An 18,550-nucleotide genomic window follows, 5' to 3' on the forward strand; every position below is an offset into this window, starting at 1 on the left:
CGTAGAAATTTCTACAGTCAATCACCCTGAGTAAGTGGCAGAAAATTTGTAACGTTATTCATTACCCAATATCGTTCACTCATGTCAAGTTCGCCAGATACTGAAACCTCAAGTCCGTCTCTATGAGCATCACAAGCGATACGATATTGTGCATCTGATAGAGAAATTGTTACTGTACGCGGTGAGCCATTAAAAGTAGTATAAAGTCTAATGGTTTTTAAATCACTGTCAGATTCAGTTCTCTTTGACAACGAACGTATAATTCCTGTAAGATTAACGTCTTGAATTGCAACTTTATCTCTATAGATCTTTGATAATTCATCAATAACAAGAAAATGATTGGCACGCATTTCAATTCTCTTAACTTGACCAGTTCGGTTAGTCAACGAGGAAGCAAATCGAATTGTTGTAGTAACCTTGTCTGCATCAGAAACAGGACGCATCTTTAAAAACGCGTCACACATATTGGCCGTAATACCATCTTCAAAGGCGGTTTCCGCCGTTTCACTTAGTTGACATTGATTTTGAACAATAGCGTCTACTTGTCCAATAGCGGTTCCTATTCTTTCGATTACCTTGTGTTCAAAAGGCGTTGGAACATCACACTCACACCCGTCTAACACAGTTTGCTCATTATTTTCATCAACAACCTGAATATCAACGTTCAGAATAAAGCTGCCTTTTTCTGTTTGTGCTAGTTTGAACTTGTTGAGTAATGACTTTGCATACTCTGTCGCACGATAACAAATAGGACGAGCAGATTGTTCCGCACAGACTGAATATAGAATGAGTTCTTTTAACCCCTCAACGCAATCCGCTGCATATTCGAGAGGAATTTTCCCATCTTCCGTAATTTCAGAAATAACTCGAATTTCCAAACGGTCAATGAAAGTAGTAGTTATGTCTTTTATGATTTCATTCGCTGGGCGATTTTCCTTCTTTTGTAGCAATTCAATCACATTGCTAACAATTGAATAAAAATCGTCGAACTCTTCACTAGCAGGAATCGCTATGGTTTTCGGAGAGTTATTTCTGCTCGTATAAACCATCATATTGTGATTGGCAAAATCATAATTTCTTGTCCAACCATTAAGTTGTAAATATCTATCCATAGAGGCTGCCGTTATGTTATAAATGCCGTATATATAACTTTTCATAACGCTACACCCTCTTTCACTCTTTGCATCAATTGTACAAGAACCTCTGGCGTCAACTGCTGATCTAATGGAATATCAATTACTACTCGTTCTTTATTTTCGACTTCTGGGTGACCTTTTAATGAACACCACCATGCACATCTACGCAATAAAGTTTCTTCATTATTAACAGTCAACCACATATCTTTTTCTCGAGGCATTGAGTAGACAATTAAAATTCGTGGCGTTCCCACTCGAGTTTTGATCAGTTTATGATAATTTTTGACTTCCAAACTATACTTTATGACTCCATTTTTAGGAGATGCATTAATGGTAGCTTTTAATTGAAAGTCAATTCCAAAACCTGTTTCTCCATATTCTTTGGTCGCTGCATCATATTCAATGTCCTTAAATGTGCCATCAAAGCCATAATCCAGTGACGAATTTGCCACTGTCATGCCTACGCGAGCAGCAAGCGCATTCACGTACGCTTTACTGATGAGTTCTTTTGTATGCGCCTCCGTCACAAAATCACCGCCTTTCCAACATTATACTATATCTACAAGATACGCACAACAAAATATGACATACTTTGAGAAAAATGTGTCCCCATTCCTAAGTAAATCAGTCCAATAAAAATAGGCGCATCACATATCATTGTGATGCGCCTATTAGCACCTGATTGTCAGCCGTTAAGTTTAATTCATTTTTGATACTTCCTTATCGGTATTCACCAAAGCTTCACCCCTGTTTTCTATTTGAAACTTGGAAGGCATCCCATCACCACAAAAATGTTCCGTCCGGCAATGTGAACTCCGCCGCCGTAGGCTCTGTCTGATCCACAGTCAACGACAGCATCCGGTAAACTGTCTCGTCCCCCAGCAGCTTTTCCGCCGCCACCAGCAGCCCACTATCCACGCCGATCCAGTATCGCAGGGTATACTCCCCTGTCTGGGCCTCCGCATAAATACAAGCCACATTGGAGATGGTGCGGTAATCCGCAGCAATAATTGATTCTACATCCAGACTCAAGATATCTTCGTATGTGGGAATGGGAAGCTCATGATCCGCAGTGATGTCCCCCACGGGGCTGGTGTAAACCGCCGCCTCATTGTTATACCAAATATAGACATCCTCCGGGCCTGTAATCGTATGGCGCACCCGACCGTCCGGCATCGTACGGTCTGTCCGGGTCCAAGGACCGCTGACCGCCATTGCGATCTCATAAGAGCTGCTGCCGCCGGACCAAAACTGCTCCACCGTTACGGTCCGGCGATATGCCTCCGGCCGCGCCAGGGTTTCCACCGCGGCCTGCACCGTGGAGGGCGATACCTCCACCACAGCCAAGGCGCCATCAGGAGTCGGAATCTCCCCGGTCTGCCCGGATGTGGTGCTGGTATCCGGAAGAACCATACCATCCGGACCGTGCAGTGTGTCCATCAGCATCATCACCAGCACCAATACTGTCAGCACAACAAAGACCCAGGTGATCCAGCTGAGCTTCCGCCTGTCCACACCCATCTCTCCTTTCCCGGATGGCGGTTATCCCTGATAATCCGCAGGCCGTTCTCCCCGCTGGAAATGCCACAAAACCGCATCCGCAATCCGCCGGCAGGCCTGACCGTCTCCATAGGGATTCACTGCATGGGCCATGGCCGCATAGGCGTTCCGGTCCTGAATCAGCCGCTGTGCCATGGTCACAATATCATCCTGTACCACGCCAGCCAGTTTCACAGTACCAGCCTCCACAGCCTCTGGGCGCTCTGTCTCCCGCCGCAGCACCAAAACAGGCTTTCCTAAAGCCGGAGCCTCCTCCTGCAGCCCGCCGGAGTCTGTCAGCACCAGGTAGCACCGGGCCATAAGGTTATGCATCTCGTCGGCAGGCAGCGGATCGATCAGGTGCACCCTGGGAGCTCCCCGGAGGTAGCGATCCACCGCCTCCCGCACCACCGGGCTGAGGTGGACTGGGTATACCAGCTCCACATCCCGGTTCTCCTCGGCCAGCTGCCGCAAAGCCAGCATAATATTGCGCATAGGCTCTCCATAATTTTCCCGACGGTGGCATGTCACCAAAAGAATTTTTTTCTCGCTGTAAGGCAAATGGTTCAGCTCATCTGTTGAGAAGCGGTAGTCCTCCCGGACGGTGGTTTTCAGCGCGTCAATCACCGTGTTGCCGGTTACGAAAATACTGCCCGTGACCCCCTCCCGCAGGAGGTTTCCTCTGTTATTGGCCGTGGGGCAAAAATGCAGGTCCGCCAAAGAGGATACCAGCTTCCGGTTCATTTCTTCAGGAAAGGGAGAATACTTGTCATAGGTTCGAAGCCCGGCCTCCACGTGCCCGATGGGCACCTGATGGTAAAAAGCAGACAAAGCGCCGGCAAAGGTGGTAGAGGTATCTCCATGCACCAGAATCATGTCAGGCTTCAGTGTGTCAATCGCCTCATCCATACCGGTGAGGCACTTGCTGGTGATGGTAGAAAGGGTCTGTCTGGGTGTCATGATGTCGAGATCCCAGTCCGGTTTTAAAGAAAAAACCTCCAGGACACTGTCCAGCATCTGACGGTGCTGAGCGGTGACACAGCAAAGGCTCTCTACGCCCTCCCGCGCGGCCAGTTCCCGTACCAGGGGGCACATTTTGATAGCCTCCGGCCGGGTGCCAAAGACACTCATGATACGAAGCTTGTCCATTTACGTCTCCTCTTCCTTCTCTACGGTGCCTGCTTGCTCCCCGTCTTCCTTTGGTTCTGCTTCTCCGGAGTGGGGGCGCAGCTCCTCCAGCTCCTCCCTCAGCTCCTCCTTGACCTCTTTGGGGAACACAACCCGGGCGGCTACTACTGCTACAATGCATAGCGCGGCGAAGAAGAGCATAGCCTTCTGCTCGCCGCTGGTAGTCAGCACCACAGCGGAGAGGCCCAGAATTGCAGAGATCACATACAACGTCGCCACGGCCTGCTTCTGATTCAATCCCATATCGATCAGCCTGTGATGAATATGGCTGCGGTCTGCGTGCATGGGGCTTTGTCCATGAGCAATGCGGCGGATAAAGGCAAAGGCGGTATCAAAGATCGGCAGTCCCAGAATCAGAAACGGCACTACGAAGGAGATCACCGCGTAGTACTTAAATAAGCCCTGAATTGACATGGTGGCCAGAATATAGCCCAAAAAGGTCGCTCCGGTATCACCCATGAACATCTTAGCCGGGTTCAGGTTGTATGGCATGAACCCCACGCACGCACCTACTAAAGCCGCCATGACCGTGGCCACCTGAAGCTCTGAGGCAATCAGAGCGATCAGCAGCATGGTGGTGGCGGAGATGGCGGAGACTCCGTTGGCAAGACCGTCCAGTCCGTCGATCAAATTCACCGAGTTGGTGATGGCTACAATCCAGAGCACTGTAAACGGGATGGAGAGGCCGTCCAGCACCCAGTAGGCGTTACTGGAGAAAATGTTGGGATTGGAAAAGGCCAGAATCCGGACCCCGCTCAGCGCAGGAATCAGCGCCGCCACAATCTGCACCACAAATTTCAGCATCGCAGGCAGGGCCATAATGTCGTCCACCACGCCCAGCACCACAATGACCACCGCGCCCAGCAGGATGCTCCGCATCTCCGGCGTGATGGGGACAAAGATGAAAATGCTCACCATGAAGCCGATGAAGATGGCCAGCCCCCCCAGCCGCGGGACGGGGACTTTATGCATACGCCTGTCGTCCTTGGGCACGTCAATGGCGCCCACCTTATAGGCAAACGTCTTGACTACCGGCGTCATCAAAAAGCTGACAATCAGTGCAACGGCCAGAGCCAGAACAATATAGACAATGAGCTGCGACTCAAAGGATATCATACTGCCACCTCAGCGGGCCAAAAAGCCCACTTTTTTGTAGACCTTGGCAACGGTCCGGTCTGCCACTCTGGCGGCCTTTTCCGCACCACCACGGTATACCTGCTCCAGGTACACCCGGTCTGCCAGCAGGCGCTCCGTCTCTTCCCGAATGGGCCGCAGCAGCTCCACAACCGCCTCGCCTACGGCAGTCTTAAAGGCCCCGTATCCCTGACCATCAAACTCCCGCTCAATCTCCGCGAAATCTCGGCCGGAGGCCACAGAGTAAATCTGCATCAGATTGGACACGCCGGGCTTCGCGGCCGGGTCATAGCGCACGACGGCTTCAGAGTCCGTGACGGCCTTTTTGAACTTGCGCATGATGTCCTCCGGTTTTTCTAGCATATATACACAGCCGTTTTGGTCCTTATCGGACTTGGACATCTTGTTTTCCGGAGAGGTCAGACTCATGATCCTGGCCCCCACCTTGGGAATATACGGCTCCGGAATCTTGAAGACCTCGCCATAGATACCGTTGAAGCGGTTGGCGATATCCCGGCAGATCTCCACGTGCTGCTTCTGGTCTCCGCCCACCGGCACCAAGTCCGCCTGGTAGAGCAGGATGTCCGCTGCCATCAGAGCCGGATAGGTGAAAAGGCCGGCGTTGATGTTGTCCGCGTTTTTGGCGGACTTGTCCTTGAACTGTGTCATGCGGGAGAGTTCCCCGAACATGGTGTAGCAGTCCAGCACCCAGCCAAGCTGGGCGTGGGCCGGCACATGGGACTGGACAAAGAGGACGTTGCGCTCCGGGTCCAGACCGCTTGCGATATAGGCCGCAACCTGAGTCAATGTGTGACGGCGCAGGTCCGCCGGCACCTGACGCACCGTGATGGTGTGCATATCCGCCAGCATGTAATAGCAGTCATATTCGTCGGCCAGCGCCGCCCAGTTGCGGATAGCCCCCAGATAGGACCCCAGCGTGAGATCGCCGGAGGGCTGAATGCCGCTTAAAATCCGCTTCTTCTGATCTTCCATAGATTCGCACCTCAAGATTCCCCGCCGCCGGACGCTGCCGGGGCGGTTGAAATAGTCATCCCGGGAATTGGCCGGATTGTTTGATTATACCAGATTTCGCCGGAAAGTGCAACGTCACTTCCGAAAGGCGAAAAAACGCTGGCCCAGATAGTTCAATGCCGTGTACAGGCACATGCCCACCAGCATGGCCGCGTTCTCCTGAAGCCACAGACTCCGCCCCGCCAGCAGCTGCAGCACCAGGGGCTTTGCAAGGCCGTAGGCCAACAGCCAGCACGCCGCCACATTGACGGCGAAGCGCACCGCCTGCCCCCAGGACCACTCCCTTTTCCGGAACGTAAAATACTTGTTGAGGAAAAAGCTCACGATACCACCCAGCAGATAATTCGCCGCTGAGGACAGCCAGTAGGACCAGTGAGCCAGGTTGTAGAGCAGGAACATGGCCCCGCAGCCAACCAGCGTGTTGATGACGCCCACCAGCAAAAACCGGGGCACCGTACCGTCAATCCATTTTTTCGCCATGGCTCCTCTCCTCGTCCGTCTCCGCCAAAATATAGATCGGGCGGTGCTTCGTCTCCAGATAAGTCTTTGCCAGATACTGGCCTAAAATTCCCATACAGAAAAGCTGGATGCCGCCCATAAACATCACCATGCAGGCAAGAGACGGCCACCCGCCCACAGGGTCGCCAAAGAGCAGCGTCTTGATGATGATATAGAGCACCATCAAAAAGGAAACGACACACAACACCAGCCCCAGCACGGAAGCCAGCGCCAGTGGCACGGTGGAAAAGCCCACAATTCCCTGGAGGGAGTAGAGCAGTAACTTCCAGAAGGACCACTTGGTCTCGCCGGCCACCCGCTCCACATTCTCATAGGGCAGCCACTTGGTGCGAAATCCCACCCAGCCGAAAATCCCCTTGGAAAAGCGGTTGTACTCCCCCATGGACAAAATCGCGTCCACCATCCGCCGCTTCATCATGCGGAAATCACAGGCTCCATCCACAATCTCCGTATCGGAAATCCGGTTGATCAGCCGGTAAAAGCACCGGGCGAAAAAGCTGCGCACTGGCGGCTCGCCCTTCCGGCTCTCCCGCCGGGCGGCCACGCAGTCATATTCCTCCGACTGCAATCCCTCATACATCTCTTTGAGCATGGCCGGCGGGTGTTGTAAATCCGCGTCCATGATGGCTACATACTCCCCCCGCGCATGCTGCAAGCCGGCGTACATGGCCGCCTCCTTTCCAAAATTTCTGGAAAAGGAGAGATAGCGCACCCCGTCCCCGGCAAAGCTCCGCAGCACCTCCAGCGTACGATCCTTTGAGCCGTCGTCTACAAACAGCAGCTCAAAAGTACAGCCATAGGCCGCGGAGAGCTCTGCCTCTGTTCTGCGGATCTCCCGCATGAAGTAGGGCAGCGCCTCCTCCTCATTATAACATGGTACGATAATGGAGACCATCATCCCTCTTCACCTCTCTTTCTTTGGTATCACGAGAGCTTCACCACCACGGTCCCATCCACCATCGCGACGGCTCCCGCCGCCGGGAATGCCGGCATGTCCTGAACCTGTTCCAGCTGGGAGAAGTCCTTCTCCGTGTCCCACAGCAGCGGGGCGTTCAGGTAGTCAGTGAGATACCGCCCCAAGTTGTAAGTGGCGGCGTAGTCGCTCCAGAGTCCCACCGTGTGGTCCAGGTCCGCGAACTCGTCTCGGCCCCGGTTCAAAAGTTCGTTGTCATCCAGCCTGCCGGCAAAGGCCACCGGCGTCTCACCAGGCACATACCCTTCCGTCAGCTCAATCCGGTCCAGCACCCGGGCGGCCAGAACCAGCGTGGCGTTTTTATCTAGGTCTTTCTTCATATAGACCTGGTTGGCGTATACGATATGCTGCCACAAAACAAGGCACAATAAAACCGCCGCCCCTTTGCGCCAGGGAGCCGTCCACCGCCGGCGCGCCGGAAGCTCCCAACAGGCCACCGGAAGCAGGTACAAAAGCTCTCCCCCATAGCTCATGAGCTGCGTGGCGCTTCCTGCCATCAGAATGTCAACCGCATTGAGCGCCGTGGGCAACAAGCAGACAAGGCCCGTCAAAAGTAGTTTATTGCTTAGCGCCATCTCCTGGTCCGCCAGCAGCGCGATCAGCCGCCAGCAAAGCCCCATCAACAACAATGCATGCAGGATCGGCACAAGGGGACCCAGGACCCCGCTGCTGTCAAAAAGGCCCCGCACATAGGAGACGTTAGCCTCCTGCCAGAGGCCCAACAGTTCCCCCAGCCCGCCGCCGGAGAGCAGGGATTCCTCCACCCGGCGCTTTTCCACTCCGGCCGCGCCGCAGACGACACTCCACATCCCATAGTAGAGGAGGAAACCCGCTGCCAGCAGACCCAAGTACTTGAGGCCTGTCCGGAACACCTGGGCAGCCTGTTCTCCCACTGCCAGTTTTCTCAGGATTGCCAGCAGGCATAAAATTGCCGCCACAGTGAAATAAGGCTGATACACTGCCAGTGAGACGACCAGCGCACCTAGTCCTCCCAGCATCCACCAGCCTCCCCGGACAAAAAGCCAAGCGGCGGCAGCCGCCATCAGCAAGGCAAAGGCGTATTCATCCATACAGTACACATAAGTGGCGCCTGTCAGCGTCATTGCTGTGTTCGTACACAAGAGCCCGCAGGTCAGCACAATCCCACAGGCGGAGTGAATTCTTAGCAGGAGGACCACCAGCAGGGCTGCCAGAGACATCCACGCAAGAAACAGGATGCCGATCAGCCACGGCGCCGCCACATCCCCCTTGATGCTCTCATACAGGGGAATCACAAAGCGTCCAATCCCAATATAAAAAGAGCCGCTTCCGGTTGCATAGGTGAAATAGGAAACCGAGTCGTGGGAAAAAAACTCGTTGGAGAATAGAAAGCCATGAGCGGCAAAGGAAAAGGCCGCCGTGGCACACAGCGCCAACAGGGCCGTCCGTCTTGCCTCCTTCCAACAAAGGCTCTTTTCCACTCTCTCCATACCAGTTTCACTCCTGTCGTTTTTTCCAAAACAAGCATAGCATCCCAATTGGAATTTTTCAACCCTGGAATCGTCTGCTCTCCCTTGACATTTCATGACCAAATGGGGATAATAAGATGATATAAAAGCATGGAGGTACATTCATGGCTCTTGACCACACATTTTTCGAGGAGATGGAGGCCCGGATTCCAAAGGGCAAGGTCCGCACCCGGTTTGCCCCCTCCCCTACCGGCTATATGCATGTAGGAAATCTGCGTACAGCACTTTATACCTGGCTGATCGCCCGGCACGCCGGCGGCACCTTCATCCTTCGCATTGAGGACACCGACCAGGGGCGGCTGGTGGAGGGCGCTACAGAGGTCATCTACCGCACTCTGGCGGAGTGCGGACTGACCCATGACGAGGGGCCCGACGTGGGCGGCCCCGTGGGACCCTATATCCAGTCCGAGCGCCGGAACCTTTATGGAAAGTACGCGGAACTTCTGGTGGAAAGGGGCGCCGCTTACTACTGCTTTTGTGAAAAAGCTGAGGAGGACTCTGGTGACTGGGATCGGGCGGAGGACCCCTGTCGGTGCATGAGCGCTGAAGAGATTCAGGCCAATCTGGACGCTGGCAAGCCCTATGTGATCCGGCAGAAAATCCCTCACGAGGGCACCACCACCTTTCACGACGTATCCTTCGGTGATATCACGGTGGAAAATCAGACCCTGGACGACCAAGTACTCTTGAAACGGGACGGCTTGCCCACCTATAACTTTGCCAATGTGGTGGACGACCACCTGATGGGCATCACCCATGTGGTCCGCGGCAGCGAATACCTCAGCTCCGCCCCCAAGTATAACCTGCTGTACGAGGCCTTCGGCTGGGAGATTCCCACCTATGTCCACTGTTCCCCTGTCATGCGGGACCAGCACAACAAGATGTCCAAGCGCCACGGCGACCCTTCCTATGAGGACTTAATTGCCCAAGGGTATCTGACCCCTGCCGTGTTGAATTACGTAGCTCTGCTGGGCTGGGCTCCCAAGGGCGAGCGGAGCGAGCAGGAAATTTTCTCCTTGGCGGAACTGGTGGACGCCTTTGATATTGCTGGTATTTCCAAGTCCCCAGCCATCTTTGACCTGGCGAAGCTGGACTATTTCAATGCGACGTATCTCCGGGCTCTGAGCGCTGGGGAATTTGCCAAAATCGCAGAGCCCTATATCCGCCAAAGCGTGAAGAATTCCGCCATTGACATTGCGGCGGTTGCGGCACTGCTCCAGGCCCGGTGTGAAAAGCTGACGGAGATTCCGGAAAAAGTGGATTTTCTGGACGCGCTACCCGAATACGACGTGAGCTTTTTCACCAACAAAAAGTCCAAAACCGACAGTGCCATCTCCCTGAACATGCTCAGGGAGGCCATTCCGGCGCTGGAGGGTATTTCCATCTGGAGTCAGGAGGCTGTGCATGACACGCTGATTGCCCTTGCCGAGCGGTTGGGCGTGAAAAATGCAACGCTGATGTGGCCCGTGCGCATTGCCGTGGCCGGCAAGCTTGTCACTCCCGGCGGTGCCGTGGAACTCTGCCATATCCTTGGCAGAGACGAGACTCTGCGCCGACTGCGTTTCGGTATGAAAAAACTGGAGGGCTGACTCCACCAAAATCTCACATAAAGGACTGTATGAACATGAGCAAACTGACCATTCCCGCCGGCTATAAGATGCCCTTGACCAACAATGAGCTCCAGCGCGCTATTGAGCTGATTCACGCCGACTTTCAGCATAACCTGACGGTGCGGCTGAATCTGCACCGGGTCTCCGCCCCTCTGTTTGTAGATGGCGCCACCGGCCTCAATGATGACCTGAACGGTGTGGAGCGCCCGGTCACATTTGACATCCCTGACGTGGGAACCGATGGTCAGGTAGTCCACTCTCTGGCCAAGTGGAAGCGGCTGGCCCTCAAGCGCTATGAGTTCAAGCTGGGCACGGGTCTCTATACTGATATGAACGCCATCCGCCGGGATGAGGTCGTGGACAACCTCCACTCCATTTATGTGGACCAGTGGGACTGGGAAAAGCACATTGACCCCCAGAACCGGAACGTCCTCTACCTCAAGGATACCGTCCGGGAAATTGTGGGCTGTATCTGTGACACCGCCACCGCCCTGCGTAACGCCTTCCCCGTCCTGACCTTCCGCCCGGACCGGGATGTGTACTTCATTACCACACAGGAGCTGGAGGACCGTTTTCCCAACCTGACTCCCAATGAGCGGGAGTTGGAAATTTGCCGGTTGCATCACACGGTGTTCCTGATGCAGATCGGCAAAACGCTGAAATCCGGCTCCAAGCACGATGGCCGTGCACCTGACTATGACGACTGGGATCTCAACGGCGACATCCTCATGTGGAACCCGGTTCTAGGGCGGAATTTTGAGGTCTCCTCCATGGGTATCCGGGTGGATGCCGCAGCTCTGGACCGCCAGCTGGAAGAGTCCGGCTGCAACCAGCGCAGGAATCTCCCCTTCCATCAGATGCTTTTGCATGGAGAACTGCCCCAGTCCATCGGCGGCGGCATCGGTCAGTCCCGTCTGTGCATGCTGCTGCTTGGTACGTGTCATATCGGCGAGGTACAGGTCAGCTTGTGGGACCAAGAGACTCTGCGCGCCTGTGAAAAAGCCGGCATCACATTGCTGTAATTTGCTCAAAAGCCCCGCTCCGTTTGGAGCGGGGCTTTATTCCGGAGAAGCAGAGAGTTTTTCCAGGTTTTTCTGGAGGCATCATTTACCAAAATTTTTTCTTTTTCATAATCCAGAGGCATACTGTTACAACAAGAATACTGACGGCAATTACCGTCGGATAGCCATATTTCCATGTCAGCTCCGGCATCCCGGTAAAATTCATGCCATACCATCCTGCCAGCAGTGACAACGGCAGGAAAATGGTGGTAACAATAGTTAAAATCTTCATGATTCGATTCTGCCGGATATCAATCTCTGCCTGAAAGAGCTCCCGAACTTGAAGACAGTACTCCCTCAGCAGCTGGGCTTCGTTGCGCAGCCGGCCAAGGCGTTTTTCCAACATGTGAAAAAGCCTGGTTTCGTTTGTGGAGAAAAATCCGTTTTCGTTTTCCTCCAATTCGCAGGCCACGTCATCCAGCTGGTCATAGTAGCGAAACCAGGCAGCCGCTTCCTTGCGCAGCCGACTCACCTGAGCATTGAAGCCGTCTAATTCGCCTGAGAGTCCCCGATCCTCCATCTGGGCCAGCTGATCCTCCATCTCCTCCAAATGGTGCAGATCCCGATAGATCAGCAGCTCCAAAAATTCATAAAACAGCCGGCCGGGCCCATTCTCCTGCCAGCGCTTTTCCCGGCCAAGCCGCTTGATCAGCGCGTGGGCCGCCCCTGAATCATCACAGATCACAACCACGCTGGCCGTTAGCATGTAACCGAACGCGATTCGTTCTCCCTCCTTGGTATATCTGGGAGTCACAATGGTTCCGCACAGGCAATCCCGCCGCGCCTCTGCCTTGCATACCCGGGCATCTCTTGCCAACGGCGTGTGTTGGAGAACGCCCTCCAGGCACTTTAGTTCTGGATGCTGAGACAGCTCCTGGGAGGTCAGCAGGACCAGCACCTGTCCCTCTGTACAATGGTCCACCAGGCTCAACTCTGGACCGATCTGATAGAGTACCATCACGCCCGCTCCTCTCTCCAAAGTTCTGTACCGCCGCAGAGGAAAAGGCCCGGTTCAGGATTGCCAAAACCGGGCCGCTATGGGAACATCAGGCCATGATATCAGCCGCCAGCGCGTCGGCTAGAGCTTTCAACACCTCGCACTGCGCCTCCTTCACAGAGGATTTGACGCTGACGGTCTCTCCCAGCAGCGTCATGTTTTTCATGGAGGAAACAATTTCGCCCATCAGCTTTCCGGACTGCGGTCCCCAGGAGCCGTTTTCAATCAGGGCCACGGTGCGGTTTTGCAGATTGTGCGCCTTCAGATCTAGCAGCAGATTTTCCATAGGTGTGAAAATGCCATTATTATAGGTAGACGCTGCAAAAACCAAGTGACTGCACCGGAAGGCCTCGCTGACCAGCAGGGAGACATCTGTGTGGGATACATCGTACAGTGCGATATTTTGCACCCCCTGCTGCGCCAAGCGATTTGCCAACAGATCCGCAGCATTTTCCGTGTGGCCGTAGACCGAACCGCAGAAGATAGCCGCTGTCCGTTCCTCCGGCGTATAGGTGCTCCATTTCTCATACTTGTCCAGAAACCATCCCAAATCTTTCCGCCAAATTGGGCCGTGAAGCGGGCAGAGCATAGCGATCTCCTGCTGTGCGGCTTTTTTCAGCAAGCTCTGCACCTGTACTCCGTATTTTCCAACGATGTTGGTATAATACCGGCGGGCATCGTCCAGCCAATCCCGCTCAAACTGCACCTCATCCGCGAAAAGGTTGCCGTTTAGCGCGCCAAAGGTGCCAAATGCATCCGCAGAAAACAAAATCTTCTCCGTGACATCATATGTCACCATCACCTCCGGCCAGTGGACCATGGGTGCCATCAAAAATGTAAAGGTGTGGCGGCCGGTCTGCAGGGTGTCTCCCTCTTTCACCGTCACGCAGTGCCCAGACACGTCCAAATCAAAGAACTGGCTAATCATGGAGACTGTCTTGGCACTGCCTACCACCTGGACCTCTGGCCAGCGCCGCAGCGTCTCCATCAGCAGAGCACAGTGGTCGGGCTCCATGTGATTCACCACCACGTAGTCCAGCGGCCGCCCTTGTAGGCCATATTCCACATTCTCCCAGAAACGGTCTCCAACAGCCTTGTCCACCGTGTCCAGCAGCACCGTCTTTTCGTCCAATACCAGATAGGAGTTATAAGAAACTCCCCGCGGAATTGGGTATACATTTTCAAAAAGAGACAGACGCCGGTCTGACGCTCCTACATAGCAGATATCCGCAGTGATTGACTGGATGCAATGCATGATTGTTCTCCTTACATGATAAATTTCAAAATTACTCTACTCGTCTCCATGCCATTTGTCAAGAGTTGCGCACATCTGCGCTTCCAAAAATCCGGTCTCGCATCATAGAGCGGCGGCTTCAAAAAAACAGGCGGTTCCCCTGAAACCACGGGAACCGCCTGTTTTCACCTCAAGCGCTCTATACCTCTCCGGGTGCTTCCTCAGCAGTTCCAAAGGCACGGATCGCTCTGGCATCCGCCTCCTGCCGTTCCTCGATCGCTTCCTTCAAAAGCATATCCTTGACCTTCATCAGGCGAATCGTCGTAGCCCGGTCGTTTTCATCCAGCTTCATATTGATATACCGGATTGCCTCCTGGGTATTGGGGATCATCACGTATTCCAATGCGTTGACCCGCCGGCGTGTTTTCTCAATCTCTTCCGCCATCAGCTGTGCGGACTTCTCAATCTCCGCCAGCTTCAGCATCTTCCGGAATACATGTCCCAATGCCTCCACAGCAGTGTCCAGCTCACCGGAGGTAGCTGCAAAGCCATAGGGATAGATATCGGAATCCGAACGGGTCTGTGTCTGAAAGTGGTACACTGGCACATTGACAGACATGATATTCTGCGTGGTCTGGGTCAGCTCCACGCTTTGCTTCGGATAGAGCAGCGCTTGCTCCAAAGCCTCAGAGCTCATAAGCGCAGAGGCAACGGTAAAGGATTTGTGAACTGTCATCAGCTCCTCCTCCACCTCTTCCCGGAGCGCTCGAACCTCCCGGACGGTCTCAAGGAACTGCTTCATCAATTCATCCCGTTTATCCTTAAGCAGCTTGTGGCCCCGCTGGGCGGTTTTCAGCTTTCCCTTCAGCCGGGTCAGCTCCATACGGGTGGGGATGACGGTGATATCGGCCATTGGCTATCCCCTCCTTCTTTCATAGAAATCTTTCAGGCAATCAGTTCCACATACAAAAGCGACGATCCATCTGCCATACTCTAAAGCACCACCATAAGCAAAATATTCACCCACAGTCATCGCTATCATGGACCTGTCTTTTTCAGGGATCAGGGAACCTTGTCATGCCTCCGCGTCCTTCTTGGGCCAGTACTTCTCAATATACTCGGGCTTGATCCGCTTGAGCTCACTCTTGGGTAGGATGCTGAGAAGCTCCCAGCCCAGGTCCAACGTCTCCTCAATGGAGCGGTTCTCCTCATAGCCCTGGTTGACGTAGCGCTTTTCAAACTCGTCGGCAAATTTGGCGTACAGCAAGTCTGTGGGCGTCAGAGCGGCCTCGCCCAGGATGCTCATGAGCTCCTTGTTATCCTTACCGGTGGAGTAGGCGGCGAAAAGCTGGTTCATGGTGTTGGCATGGTCCTCTCGGGTTTTGCCCTCTCCAATGCCCTTGTCCTTGAGGCGGGAGAGGCTGGGCAGCACATCCACCGGCGGGTGGATGCCCTGGCGGTAGAGCGCGCGGGAGAGGATGATCTGTCCCTCGGTGATATAGCCTGTCAGGTCAGGGATGGGGTGGGTTTTATCGTCCTCCGGCATGGTCAGAATGGGGATCAGGGTGATGGAGCCCTTCTTTCCCAACTGCCGGCCGGCACGCTCATAGATCGTGGCCAGATTGGTATAGAGGTAGCCTGGGAAGCCGCGGCGTCCCGGAACCTCCTTCTTGGCGGCAGAAACCTCCCGCAGGGCCTCAGCGTAGTTGGTGATATCCGTCATGATGACCAGGACATGCATATCCTTCTCAAACGCCAGATACTCTGCGGCGGTCAAGGCCATGCGGGGCGTGGCAATCCGCTCCACAGCGGGGTCGTTGGCCAAGTTGGAGAACATCACCGTCCGGTCGATGGCTCCGGTGCGCTTGAACTCGCTGACAAAAAACTCCGACTCCTCAAAGGTAATGCCGATGGCGGCGAACACCACGGCGAAATTGGAAGTATCGTCCCCGATTACCCGCGCCTGGCGGGCAATCTGAGCCGCCAGGTTTGCATGGGGCAGGCCGGAGCCGGAGAAGATAGGCAGCTTCTGTCCGCGCACCAGGGTGTTCAATCCGTCAATGGTGCTGACGCCAGTCTGGATGAACTCGTTGGGATAGTCCCGGGCCGCCGGGTTCATAGGCAGTCCGTTGATGTCCCGGTACTCCTCAGGCAGGATGTCGGGGCCGCCGTCAATGGGCCGACCCATGCCGTTGAATACCCGCCCCAGCATGTCGGCGGACACACCCAGCTGCAGGGGGTGTCCCAGGAAGCGGACCTTGGCATCCGCCAGGTTGATGCCGGCTGCGGATTCAAAGAGCTGGACCACAGCGGTATCTCCGTTGACCTCCAGCACCTGGCCGCGGCGGATGGAGCCGTCCTGCAGCTCCACCTCTACCAGCTCGTCATAGGTGACGTTCTCCACCATGCGGACCATCATCAGAGGGCTGACAATCTCCTCCACGGTTCTGTATTCTCGGATCATACCTGCTCACCTCCCTGGGCGGTCACTGTTTCAATTTCCTGGGCCATTTCCGCCTCAATTCGGGCGTACTCCTGGGGATAGTCCGCCTCGGGCACGCTCTTGGCCCGGCCGATCTTCTCCCGGGCTGGGATATCAAAGAGCTTCATCACCGGCGCACCCTTCTCAATGGCGCCGCGGCACAAAGCGTCGTAACGTAGAATCAGCGCCAGCAGCTTTTCCTGCCGCTCATAGGCGGAGAAACTGTCCACATCCATGAAGGCGTTTTGCTGCAGGAAGTCCTCCCGGACCATCCGGGCCACTTCCAGTGTCAGCTGGTCGGCAGGCGAGAGAGCGTCTTTGCCCACCAGCTGGACAATCTCATTCAGGCTGGATTCATTTTGTAAAATCCCCATGGCCTTTGTGCGGTTGCGCATGAACTTCTCTCCCAAATTCTCGTCAAACCAAGGTTTCAGGGTGTCCAGATACAGGGAATAGGAGGTCAGCCAGTTGATGGCCGGGAAATGGCGCTTATAGGCCAGCGATGCATCCAGTGCCCAGAACACCTTGACAATCCGCATGGTAGCCTGGGAGACCGGCTCGGAGAGGTCACCGCCCGGAGGCGACACCGCGCCCACGGCTGTCAGACTGCCCCGGCGCTCGTCAGAGCCGATGCACTCCACACTGCCGGCCCGCTCATAGAACTGAGCAAGGCGGGAGGCAAGGTAGGCCGGGTAGCCCTCCTCGCCGGGCATTTCCTCTAGCCGGCCGGACATCTCGCGCAGCGCCTCGGCCCAGCGGGAAGTGGAGTCTGCGATAACCGCCACGTCATAGCCCATGTCCCGGAAATACTCCGCGATGGTGATACCGGTGTAGACGCTGGCCTCTCGGGCCGCCACGGGCATGTCGGAGGTGTTGGCAATCAGCACCGTCCGCTTCATCAGGCTCTCGCCGGTGCGAGGGTCTTTCAGCTCCGGGAACTCCCGCAGCACGTCGGTCATCTCGTTGCCACGCTCGCCGCAGCCAATGTAGACCACAATATCCACGTCGGACCACTTAGCCAGCTGGTGCTGGACCACGGTCTTACCGGAGCCGAAGGGGCCGGGGACCGCCGCAGTGCCGCCCTTGGCGATAGGAAACATGGTGTCAATGATCCGCTGTCCAGAGCACAGGGGCCGCTTGGGGGGATATTTTTTCGTGTAAGGCCGGCCCACGCGGACAGGCCACTTCTGCAGCATGGTCAGGGGCACTTCCCTGCCATCGTCAGTCTTCAAAACGGCGATGGTCTCTGTCACGTTGAACGAACCGCTCTCAATTTTAACAAGGGTCCCACCCAGCTGCGGGGGCACCATGATCTTATGGAGCACTACGGAGGTCTCCGGCACAGTGCCCAGAACGTCTCCGCCCACGACCTTGTCGCCCACCTTGGCGGTGGCGGTAAAGTCCCATTTCTTCTCATGGTCCACGGCGGGGACCTCCACGCCGCGAGTGATGCTGGCGCCCACCTTCTCCATGATTTTCTCCAGCGGGCGCTGAATACCATCGTAGATGCCCTCAATCATGCCGGGCCCCAACTCCACGCTCATGGGCGCGCCGGTGGTAACTACCTCCGCGCCGGGGCCCAGGCCGGAAGTCTCCTCATATACCTGGATGGAGGCGGTGTCGCCCTTCATCGTCAGGATTTCGCCGATCAGACGCTGCGGACCCACGCGGACTACGTCGGACATATTGGCGTCCGACAGCCCTGTGGCCACCACCAGCGGTCCGGAAACTTTTACAATTTTACCGCTCAAATCAGAATACCTTCTTCCTTGGAAATTTCTCTTCCGAGGCTGTTTCTCACATCAGCACAGCGGTTTTACAGAATATCCGCTCCAACCGCCCGCTCAATTGCCCGCTGGAGATTCTCTTTGCCGATGCCAAGAGATCCCTCTCTTCCGGGAATCAGAATAATCGCGGGCCGGAGCTCATCCTTGTAGCGATCCAGCAGCTCCTCCATATCCTTGGCCAGCGTCTCCGTGAGGTAAATCACCGCGCAGTCCGTTTTGGCCAGCTCCCGTATCTTGTCCTTGGCCTCCTCCACGGAGGCTACCGGATAGGTGTCCAGGCCGATGGCCCGAAAGCCCATAACGGACTCCCAGTCGCCCACGGCGGCAATTCGGTATGTCGTAGCCATCAC

The 18,550-nt window shown here is 55.1% G+C and carries 17 protein-coding genes; 2 read left to right on the forward strand and 15 right to left on the reverse strand.

Translation table 11 applies throughout. The annotated features are described in order from the left end of the window. Nucleotides 1–17: 17 nt before the first annotated feature. The 9 genes from KJS55_RS16540 to KJS55_RS16575 all read right to left on the reverse strand — a co-directional run bounded on the left by KJS55_RS16540 (nucleotide 18) and on the right by KJS55_RS16575 (nucleotide 8,990). Nucleotides 18–1,157, reverse strand: coding sequence for a hypothetical protein (locus KJS55_RS16540; protein ID WP_213543892.1), 1,140 nt, complete (start codon nucleotides 1,155–1,157; stop codon nucleotides 18–20). Continuing rightward, nucleotides 1,154–1,663, reverse strand: a complete 510-nt coding sequence (locus tag KJS55_RS16545) for a DUF4365 domain-containing protein (RefSeq protein ID WP_213543893.1) — start codon at nucleotides 1,661–1,663, stop codon at nucleotides 1,154–1,156. Before KJS55_RS16545 ends, KJS55_RS16540 begins: the two co-directional genes overlap by 4 nt. A 253-nt stretch (nucleotides 1,664–1,916) precedes the next feature. Next, nucleotides 1,917–2,651 (reverse strand): hypothetical protein, encoded by a 735-nt coding sequence (locus KJS55_RS16550; RefSeq protein ID WP_213543894.1) that lies wholly within the window; start codon nucleotides 2,649–2,651, stop codon nucleotides 1,917–1,919. Nucleotides 2,652–2,678: 27 nt separating this feature from the next. After that, on the reverse strand, nucleotides 2,679–3,824 hold the full coding sequence (gene wecB / locus KJS55_RS17435; RefSeq protein WP_228300597.1) for a non-hydrolyzing UDP-N-acetylglucosamine 2-epimerase: 1,146 nt from the start codon (nucleotides 3,822–3,824) through the stop codon (nucleotides 2,679–2,681). Continuing rightward, nucleotides 3,825–4,979, reverse strand: a complete 1,155-nt coding sequence (locus tag KJS55_RS17440; protein WP_228300599.1) for an MraY family glycosyltransferase — start codon at nucleotides 4,977–4,979, stop codon at nucleotides 3,825–3,827. It abuts the gene before it with no gap. Nucleotides 4,980–4,988: 9 nt separating this feature from the next. Further along, complete coding sequence (gene trpS / locus KJS55_RS16560) at nucleotides 4,989–5,990, reverse strand: tryptophan--tRNA ligase (RefSeq protein ID WP_187030941.1); 1,002 nt, start codon at nucleotides 5,988–5,990, stop codon at nucleotides 4,989–4,991. Nucleotides 5,991–6,104: 114 nt separating this feature from the next. Then, nucleotides 6,105–6,509: a GtrA family protein gene (locus KJS55_RS16565; protein WP_187030943.1), complete on the reverse strand. Its 405-nt coding sequence runs from the start codon at nucleotides 6,507–6,509 to the stop codon at nucleotides 6,105–6,107. After that, nucleotides 6,490–7,446 carry a glycosyltransferase family 2 protein gene (locus KJS55_RS16570; protein WP_213543895.1) on the reverse strand — a complete coding sequence of 319 codons (957 nt, stop codon included), beginning with the start codon at nucleotides 7,444–7,446 and terminating at the stop codon, nucleotides 6,490–6,492. Before KJS55_RS16570 ends, KJS55_RS16565 begins: the two co-directional genes overlap by 20 nt. 26 nt (nucleotides 7,447–7,472) lie before the next feature. After that, entirely contained in the window at nucleotides 7,473–8,990 is a 1,518-nt protein-coding gene (locus KJS55_RS16575) for a glucosyltransferase domain-containing protein (protein ID WP_187030947.1), read from the reverse strand. A gap of 143 nt (nucleotides 8,991–9,133) precedes the next feature. On the opposite strand from KJS55_RS16575, the gene gltX reads away from it, so the two are divergent. Further along, complete coding sequence (gltX, locus tag KJS55_RS16580; RefSeq protein ID WP_187030949.1) at nucleotides 9,134–10,618, forward strand: glutamate--tRNA ligase; 1,485 nt, start codon at nucleotides 9,134–9,136, stop codon at nucleotides 10,616–10,618. Between the two features lie 35 nt (nucleotides 10,619–10,653). After that, nucleotides 10,654–11,661 carry an aspartate--ammonia ligase gene (asnA, locus tag KJS55_RS16585; protein ID WP_187030951.1) on the forward strand — a complete coding sequence of 336 codons (1,008 nt, stop codon included), beginning with the start codon at nucleotides 10,654–10,656 and terminating at the stop codon, nucleotides 11,659–11,661. 85 nt (nucleotides 11,662–11,746) lie between these two features. Here asnA and KJS55_RS16590 read toward each other — a convergent pair whose 3' ends face one another. The 6 genes from KJS55_RS16590 to KJS55_RS16615 all read right to left on the reverse strand — a co-directional run bounded on the left by KJS55_RS16590 (nucleotide 11,747) and on the right by KJS55_RS16615 (nucleotide 18,547). Next, nucleotides 11,747–12,658: a magnesium transporter CorA family protein gene (locus tag KJS55_RS16590; protein WP_213543896.1), complete on the reverse strand. Its 912-nt coding sequence runs from the start codon at nucleotides 12,656–12,658 to the stop codon at nucleotides 11,747–11,749. Nucleotides 12,659–12,746: 88 nt separating this feature from the next. Further along, nucleotides 12,747–13,952 carry an FprA family A-type flavoprotein gene (locus tag KJS55_RS16595; protein ID WP_187030955.1) on the reverse strand — a complete coding sequence of 402 codons (1,206 nt, stop codon included), beginning with the start codon at nucleotides 13,950–13,952 and terminating at the stop codon, nucleotides 12,747–12,749. Nucleotides 13,953–14,130: 178 nt separating this feature from the next. Next, the gene (locus tag KJS55_RS16600; protein WP_187030957.1) at nucleotides 14,131–14,844 is read right to left on the reverse strand and encodes a V-type ATP synthase subunit D; all 714 of its coding nucleotides are present in this window, start codon (nucleotides 14,842–14,844) and stop codon (nucleotides 14,131–14,133) included. A gap of 162 nt (nucleotides 14,845–15,006) precedes the next feature. Continuing rightward, nucleotides 15,007–16,395, reverse strand: a complete 1,389-nt coding sequence (locus tag KJS55_RS16605; RefSeq protein WP_187030959.1) for a V-type ATP synthase subunit B — start codon at nucleotides 16,393–16,395, stop codon at nucleotides 15,007–15,009. Then, nucleotides 16,392–18,164 carry a V-type ATP synthase subunit A gene (locus KJS55_RS16610; RefSeq protein WP_187030961.1) on the reverse strand — a complete coding sequence of 591 codons (1,773 nt, stop codon included), beginning with the start codon at nucleotides 18,162–18,164 and terminating at the stop codon, nucleotides 16,392–16,394. The genes KJS55_RS16605 and KJS55_RS16610 overlap by 4 nt, the downstream gene beginning before the upstream one ends. Nucleotides 18,165–18,229: 65 nt before the next feature. After that, nucleotides 18,230–18,547 (reverse strand): V-type ATP synthase subunit F, encoded by a 318-nt coding sequence (locus tag KJS55_RS16615; protein ID WP_187030963.1) that lies wholly within the window; start codon nucleotides 18,545–18,547, stop codon nucleotides 18,230–18,232. Nucleotides 18,548–18,550 lie beyond the last annotated feature (3 nt).

Source organism: Pusillibacter faecalis, from assembly GCF_018408705.1.
Classification (GTDB): domain Bacteria; phylum Bacillota; class Clostridia; order Oscillospirales; family Oscillospiraceae; genus Oscillibacter; species Oscillibacter faecalis.

Excerpts from the sequence above, each read along its gene's own strand:
- KJS55_RS16615 (WP_187030963.1), bottom strand. The coding sequence starts at position 18,547 with ATGGCTACGACATACCGAATTGCCGCCGTGGGCGACTGGGAGTCCGTT.
- gltX (WP_187030949.1), top strand. The coding sequence starts at position 9,134 with ATGGCTCTTGACCACACATTTTTCGAGGAGATGGAGGCCCGGATTCCA.
- KJS55_RS16570 (WP_213543895.1), bottom strand. The coding sequence starts at position 7,446 with ATGATGGTCTCCATTATCGTACCATGTTATAATGAGGAGGAGGCGCTG.
- KJS55_RS16575 (WP_187030947.1), bottom strand. The coding sequence starts at position 8,990 with ATGGAGAGAGTGGAAAAGAGCCTTTGTTGGAAGGAGGCAAGACGGACG.
- KJS55_RS16600 (WP_187030957.1), bottom strand. The coding sequence starts at position 14,844 with ATGGCCGATATCACCGTCATCCCCACCCGTATGGAGCTGACCCGGCTG.
- KJS55_RS16565 (WP_187030943.1), bottom strand. The coding sequence starts at position 6,509 with ATGGCGAAAAAATGGATTGACGGTACGGTGCCCCGGTTTTTGCTGGTG.
- wecB (WP_228300597.1), bottom strand. The coding sequence starts at position 3,824 with ATGGACAAGCTTCGTATCATGAGTGTCTTTGGCACCCGGCCGGAGGCT.
- KJS55_RS16590 (WP_213543896.1), bottom strand. The coding sequence starts at position 12,658 with ATGGTACTCTATCAGATCGGTCCAGAGTTGAGCCTGGTGGACCATTGT.
- KJS55_RS16540 (WP_213543892.1), bottom strand. The coding sequence starts at position 1,157 with ATGAAAAGTTATATATACGGCATTTATAACATAACGGCAGCCTCTATG.
- KJS55_RS16595 (WP_187030955.1), bottom strand. The coding sequence starts at position 13,952 with ATGCATTGCATCCAGTCAATCACTGCGGATATCTGCTATGTAGGAGCG.
- asnA (WP_187030951.1), top strand. The coding sequence starts at position 10,654 with ATGAGCAAACTGACCATTCCCGCCGGCTATAAGATGCCCTTGACCAAC.
- KJS55_RS16605 (WP_187030959.1), bottom strand. The coding sequence starts at position 16,395 with ATGATCCGAGAATACAGAACCGTGGAGGAGATTGTCAGCCCTCTGATG.
- trpS (WP_187030941.1), bottom strand. The coding sequence starts at position 5,990 with ATGGAAGATCAGAAGAAGCGGATTTTAAGCGGCATTCAGCCCTCCGGC.
- KJS55_RS17440 (WP_228300599.1), bottom strand. The coding sequence starts at position 4,979 with ATGATATCCTTTGAGTCGCAGCTCATTGTCTATATTGTTCTGGCTCTG.